The organism is Pseudomonas kuykendallii (assembly GCF_900106975.1).
In the GTDB taxonomy this organism is placed as follows: Bacteria; Pseudomonadota; Gammaproteobacteria; order Pseudomonadales; family Pseudomonadaceae; genus Pseudomonas_O; species Pseudomonas_O kuykendallii.
The window spans coordinates 1-6,503 of record NZ_FNNU01000012.1; the positions used below are offsets into that span (position 1 = coordinate 1).

A 6,503-nucleotide genomic window follows, 5' to 3' on the forward strand; every position below is an offset into this window, starting at 1 on the left:
ATGTGCCCGCTGTGGGCCTTGAACACCACCGGGCAACCGGCGGCCAGCGCCGCGGCGGTGTCGCCACCGGCGGTGGAAAACGCCAGCGGGAAGTTGGAGGCGCCGAACACCGCGACCGGGCCGAGGCCGATGCGGTATTGGCGCAGGTCCGGGCGCGGCATCGGCTGGCGATCCGGCAGCGCGCGGTCGATCCGTGCGCCATAGAAATCGCCACGCCGCAGCACCTGGGCGAACAGGCGCATCTGCCCGCTGGTGCGGCCGCGTTCGCCCTGGATACGCCCGGCCGGCAGCGCGGTTTCCTGGCAGACCAGGGCGACGAAGCCATCGCCCAGCGCATCGATCTCGGCGGCAATGGCGTCGAGGAAGTCGGCGCGTCTGGCCGCCGACAGCGTGCGGTAGGTCGGGTACGCCGCCGCAGCCGCCTTGGCGGCGGCATCGACCTCGCCAAGCGTGGCCTGGTGGAAATCGTAGGGCAGCTTCTCGCCGGTGCTCGCGTCGAGGCTGTGCACGACGACGTCGCCCAGGGCGCTGCGCGCGCCGTTGATGTAGTTCTGTCCGAGTATCTGCATGTAGGTCTCCTCGACTCGCGGGTCTGGATGGATTGCCGGCGGCGCCGGCATCGCTGGGAAAAGTGCCTAGAGCTTGCCCACCCCGCCGGCAGGCAGTTCGGCCGCGGTCGGCGCGATGCCGTTGACCAGCGGCTCGCCGAATTCCGGCAGGCCGATCTCGAAGCGGTCACCCGGCTCGGCACGCACGCCATCGGCGAACGACAGCGTCGCGGTGCCGAAGAAATGCACATGCACGTCGCCCGGCCGGAGGAACTGCGCGTACTTGAAGTGGTGGTACTCGAGGTTCTCCAGGCTATGGCACATGTTGTCCTCGCCGGAGAGGAACTCCTTCTCCCAGAGCACTTCGCCGTTGCGCCGGATGCGGCTGAAACCCGACAGGTGCCGGGGCAGTTCGCCAAGGCGCAGCTCCGGGCCGAAGGCGCAGAAGCGCAGCTTGGAGTGCGCCAGGTACAGGTAGTTGCGCCGCTCCATGACATGGTCGGAATACTCGTTGCCGAGGGCGAAGCCCAGGCGATACGGCTTGCCGTCATGGCCGATGACGTAGAGCCCGGTGAGCTCCGGTTCCTCGCCACCGTCCTCGGCGAACGGCGGGCGCGGCAGCGCTGCGCCCGGGCGCACGACGATGCTGCCGTCGCCCTTGTAGAACCATTCCGGCTGCGCGCCGACCTGCCCGGCAGCTGGTTTGCCGCCTTCGACGCCCCATTTGAAGATGCGCATGGTGTCGGTCAGGGTGGCTTCGTCGACGCCGGCCTGCTGGTGCATCTTGTCCCGCGCGGAGGCGCTGCCCAGGTGGGTCAGGCCGGTGCCGCTGACCAGGCAGTGCGCCGGGTCCGGATGGTCCAGCGGCGGCAGTACGCGGTCCTGGCCGAGCAGCGCCGAATAGTCGTGCGCCTCGCCGAGCCCCTGCACGTCGACCCGCTGCGCCAGACTCTGGCCGGCCTCGATGGCGGCCAGCGCCAGTTCCCTCACGCTGTTGGCACCCAGTACTTCGCGCACCAGGCCGCCATCCACCAGGCCAACCCGGCGCTCGCCGCCGGCCAGTTCGAACTGAATCAAGCGCATCGCAATCCTCACTTTCTATCTGTCATTGTCGGGTCGGCAGCGCTCAGGCGTTGCCCATGGAAACCTGCTGCTGCGCGTGGCGGCGCTCCAGGCGCTGGTAGACCACCCAGGTCAGCAGCAGGCCGAAGCACAGCACGGCCGTGAGGAAATACAGGCCGGACGCCAGGTTGCCGGTGTATTCCTTCAGCGCGCCGATGCCGAACGGGCCGATGTAGCCGCCGAGGTTGCCCACCGAGTTGATCAGGGCGATGGCCGCCGCCGCACTGGCGCCGGTGAAGAAGCGTCCCGGCAGGGTCCAGAACAGCGCGGTGGTGGAGAACAGGCAGAACGCGACCAGCGACAGCGCCATCAATTGCAGCGCCGGCGCGCTGAGCCAGGCGCTCAGGAACATCGAGCAGGCCGCCAGGGCATAGAGCACGGCGAGGTGGCCATAGCGGTCGTTCAGCCGGTCCGAACTGCGCGGCACGATGAGCAGGCCGACGATGCCGAACACGTAGGGAATCGCCGAGAGGAAACCGGTGGTCAGGTCGCTGCCGCCGAACTGCTTGAGGATGGTCGGCAGCCACAGGCCGAGACCATAGATGCTCAGCGTCACCGGCAGGTAGAACAGCGCCAGCAGCAGCACGCGCTTGTCCTTCAGGGCATGCAGCGGGTTGCCGTGGCGGGTCTGGGCGTATTCCTGCTTGTCCTTCTCCAGCTCGCCGGCGAGCCAGGTCTTCTCCTCCGCGGAGAGCCATTTCACCTTGTGCAGGTTGTCCGGAAGGAAGCGCAGGGTCGGCCAGGCGAGCAGCACCGCCGGAGCGCCGATCATCAGGAACAGCCACTGCCAGCCGTGCAGGCCAGAGAGGCCATCCATGCCCAGCAGCGCGCCCGCCAGCGGACCGGTGATCATCATCGCGATCGGCTGCGAAAGGATGAAGAAGCCGATGATCTTGCCGCGATGGCGAACCGGGTACCACTGGGTGATGAAGTACAGCACGCCAGGGAAGAACCCGGCCTCGGCCGCACCGAGCAGGAAGCGCATCACGTAGAAGCTGGTCGGCCCCTGGATGAACGCCATGCCCATGGTGATCGCGCCCCAGGTGATGAGGATGCGCGCGAACCAGCGCCGCGCGCCGAAGCGGTCGAGCAGCAGGTTGCTGGGTACTTCGAAGATGAAATAGCCGATGAAGAACAGACCCGCGCCCAGGCCGTAGGCGGCATCGCCGATGCCGACGTCGGCGCCCATGTGCAGCTTGGCGAAGCCAACCGCCGAGCGATCGATGTAGGCGACCAGATAGAGAAGGATCAGGAAGGGGATCAGTTTCAGGGTGATGAGGCGTATCAGCCGCTGCTCGGGGCTCATTTGTCGCGGTCTCCATTTGTTTTTGTATGGACCATCACGTCAGTAGGCGCGGCGTCTCGAAGGGGGCGTCCTCTCACGTTGAATCGACTATATAGTATTACTATTTACTCAACAAGCCTTCCAAATACCCTTTGAAAGGGCTACTTTTGGCTAACTCATCGCCATTAGTAATACAAAACAAGAGAGAACCCCATGACCGAGCAAAAACGCCCGCTTCGCTCCGCCTCCTGGTTCGGCACCACCGACAAGAACGGCTTCATGTACCGCAGCTGGATGAAGAACCAGGGCATCCCGGACCATGAATTCCAGGGCAAGCCCATCATCGGCATCTGCAATACCTGGTCCGAACTGACCCCATGCAACGCGCATTTCCGCAAGATCGCCGAGCACGTGAAGAAAGGCGTTCTCGAAGCCGGCGGCTTCCCGGTCGAATTCCCGGTGTTCTCCAGCGGCGAATCCAACCTGCGCCCCACTGCCATGCTCACCCGCAACCTGGCCAGCATGGACGTCGAGGAAGCCATCCGCGGCAACCCGGTGGACGCCGTGGTGCTGCTCACCGGCTGCGACAAGACCACCCCCGCCCTGCTGATGGGCGCCGCGAGCTGCGACGTGCCGGCCATCGTGGTCACCGGCGGGCCGATGCTCAACGGCAAGCACAAGGGGCGCGACATCGGCGCCGGCACCATCGTCTGGCAGATGCACGAGTCCTATAAGGCCGGGCTGATCGACCTCAACGAGTTCCTCTCCGCGGAAGCCGGCATGTCCCGTTCCGCCGGCACCTGCAACACCATGGGCACGGCCTCGACCATGGCCTGCATGGCCGAAGCCCTCGGCACCTCGCTGCCGCACAACGCGGCGATCCCGGCGGTGGACTCGCGCCGCTACGTGCTCGCGCACCTGTCCGGCATGCGCATCGTCGACATGGTGTGGGAAGACCTGCGCCTGTCGAAGGTGCTGACCAAGGAAGCCTTCGAGAACGCGATCAAGGTCAACGCCGCCATCGGCGGCTCGACCAACGCGGTCATCCACCTCAAGGCCATCGCCGGGCGCATGGGCGTCGAACTCGAACTGGACGACTGGACCCGCGTCGGCCGCGGCACGCCGACCATCGTCGACCTGCAACCCTCCGGGCGCTTCCTGATGGAAGAGTTCTACTACGACGGCGGCCTGCCGGCGGTGATCCGGCGGATGGGCGAAGGCGGCATCCTGCCGAACCCGGATGCGCTGACGGTGAACGGCCGCTCGCTGTGGGAAAACTGCAGCGAAGCACCGATCTACGGCGAGAACGAGGTGATCCGCACGCTGGACAACCCCATCCGCGCCGACGGCGGTATCTGCGTGCTGCGCGGCAACCTGGCGCCCAAGGGCGCGGTGCTCAAGCCCTCCGCCGCCACCGCCGAGCTGATGCAGCATCGCGGTCGCGCGGTGGTCTTCGAGAACTTCGACGACTACAAGGCGCGCATCGCCGACCCGGAACTGGATGTCGACGAAACCTGCGTGCTGGTGCTCAAGAACGCCGGACCCAAGGGTTATCCGGGCATGGCCGAAGTCGGCAACATGGGCCTGCCGCCGAAGGTGCTGGCCAAGGGCATCACCGACATGGTGCGCATCTCCGACGCGCGCATGAGCGGCACCGCCTACGGCACCGTGGTGCTTCACGTGGCCCCAGAGGCGGCCGCGGGCGGCCCGCTGGCGGCGGTGCGCAACGGCGACATGATCGAACTGGACGCCTACGCCGGGCGCCTGCACCTGGACATCAGCGACGAGGAACTGCAGGCGCGCCTGGCCGATATCCCGCCGCCGGTACCGCTGCTCTGGGACGGCGGCTATCGCCGGCTGTACATCGACCACGTGCTGCAGGCCGACGAAGGCTGCGACTTCGACTTCCTGGTCGGCTGCCGTGGCTCCGAGGTGCCGCGCCACTCGCACTGAACCGGCGAAACGCCCGCCGCAACGGCGGGCGACGGCCTGGCGAAAGCTTGCCGATGCTATGCTGTCGCGCTCAAGTCAGGTCGGACGCCAAGCGCCCCCATGGATTACAAACAGCCAAAACCCCGCAAGAGTCGCCACGCCAACATCGTTCAGGAGCTGGGCATGCGGATCGTCTCCGGCCAGCTCCAGCCGGACGAGAAACTGCCCCAGGAAGCCGTGCTCTGCGAGGAATACGCGGTCAGCCGGCCGGTGGTCCGCGAGGCCATCCGCGTGCTGGTGGCAAAAGGGCTGGTAGCCTCCAAGCCGCGCGTCGGCACGCTGGTGAAGCCGCGCCGCGACTGGCACATGCTCGACCCCGACGTGCTCTACTGGCTGGTCGAAAGCACCCCGCAAAGCGAGTTCTTCAGCACCCTGGTCGGGGTGCGCTGCATCATCGAACCGGCGGTCTGCGCGATGGCGGCGAGCACCGCCAACGCCGAGGATATCGCCGCCATCGAGGAGGCCTACACGCGCATGGAAGCCGCCACCAGCCGCGCCGAAATGCTCCAGCCGGACCTCGACTTCCACCGCCGCATCGCCGAGGCCACGCACAACGATCTGCTGGTGTACCTGAGCAACATGCTCTCGATCGCCCTGCGCGAATCGATCAAGTTCTCCAGCCACCGGCCCAACCTGCAGGCCCTCACCCTGCCCCGCCACAAGGCGATCCTCACCGCGATCAAGAACCGCGACGCCCTCGCCGCGCAGCAGGCCTCGATCGTCCAGCTCGACGACACCCGCGTCGCGCTGAACACCGTGCTCAACGAACTGACACCGCTCTGACGCACACATGAAAAAGCCCCGCCGGCTCGCGTCGGCGGGGCTTTTCTTTTGCTTCAATCCTAGGGTGGGCTTCAGCCCACCGATACGGCGGTGTATTGGCGAACGAGGGTGGGTGAAACCCGCGGCCCGAGCAGCGACGCGGATTGCCTCCGCCCTACGGCCTACAGCGTCTCGCGGCTCGGCGTGCCGTCCACCAGCCGCTGGATGCCCAGCGGGTTGGCGTTTTGCAGTGCCTCGGGAAGGAAGGCATCCGGGTAGTTCTGGTAGCACACCGGGCGCAGGAAGCGGTCGATCGCCAGAGTGCCCACCGAGGTGCCACGGGCATCCGAAGTCGCCGGGTACGGCCCGCCGTGGACCATCGAATCGCAGACTTCCACGCCGGTCGGGTAGCCGTTGAGCAGCAGGCGCCCGGCCTTCTGTTCCAGCAGCGCCAGCAGGTCGCCGTAGGCGTCCAGGTCCGCCGGCTCGGCGATCAGGGTGGCGGTGAGCTGGCCGTGCAGGCCGTGCAGCGCCTGGATCAGCTCGGCCTTGTCGGCCACTTCGACGACGATGGTGGTGGGGCCGAACACCTCTTCCTGGAGCAGTTCGTCACCGTCGAGCAGCAGGCTGGCATCGGCCTTGAACAGCTGCGGCCGGGCCTGGTTGCCTTCCTGTTTCGCGCCGGCCAGGTGGCTGATGCCCGGATGTTTGTGCAGGTTGTCCAGGCCGTGGCAGTAGCTCTTCAGGCCGCCCGGGTTGAGCATGGTCTGCGCCGGCTGGTCGCCCATCAGCGC

Annotated in this window: 6 protein-coding genes; 2 read left to right on the forward strand and 4 right to left on the reverse strand. The window is 66.8% G+C overall.

The window, feature by feature from the left end; translation table 11 throughout:
- From BLV15_RS21670 to BLV15_RS21680, 3 genes are all read right to left on the reverse strand, one after another.
- Positions 1-569 (reverse strand): aldehyde dehydrogenase family protein (locus BLV15_RS21670; protein ID WP_139210773.1); only part of this gene is annotated, 569 nt, incomplete at its 3' end.
- Between the two features lie 66 nt (positions 570-635).
- The gene (araD1, locus tag BLV15_RS21675) at positions 636-1,631 is read right to left on the reverse strand and encodes an AraD1 family protein (RefSeq protein WP_090231810.1); all 996 of its coding nucleotides are present in this window, start codon (positions 1,629-1,631) and stop codon (positions 636-638) included.
- A gap of 43 nt (positions 1,632-1,674) precedes the next feature.
- Positions 1,675-2,976 carry an MFS transporter gene (locus tag BLV15_RS21680; RefSeq protein WP_090231811.1) on the reverse strand — a complete coding sequence of 434 codons (1,302 nt, stop codon included), beginning with the start codon at positions 2,974-2,976 and terminating at the stop codon, positions 1,675-1,677.
- A 192-nt stretch (positions 2,977-3,168) separates the two neighbouring features.
- Here BLV15_RS21680 and BLV15_RS21685 point away from each other — a divergent pair, with 192 nt between their 5' ends.
- Positions 3,169-4,908: an IlvD/Edd family dehydratase gene (locus BLV15_RS21685; protein WP_090231812.1), complete on the forward strand. Its 1,740-nt coding sequence runs from the start codon at positions 3,169-3,171 to the stop codon at positions 4,906-4,908.
- Between the two features lie 99 nt (positions 4,909-5,007).
- Positions 5,008-5,730 carry a FadR/GntR family transcriptional regulator gene (locus tag BLV15_RS21690; protein ID WP_090231813.1) on the forward strand — a complete coding sequence of 241 codons (723 nt, stop codon included), beginning with the start codon at positions 5,008-5,010 and terminating at the stop codon, positions 5,728-5,730.
- A gap of 161 nt (positions 5,731-5,891) precedes the next feature.
- Here the strand turns inward: BLV15_RS21690 and BLV15_RS21695 are convergent.
- Positions 5,892-6,503 (reverse strand): aldehyde dehydrogenase family protein (locus BLV15_RS21695; RefSeq protein ID WP_483878429.1); only part of this gene is annotated, 612 nt, incomplete at its 5' end.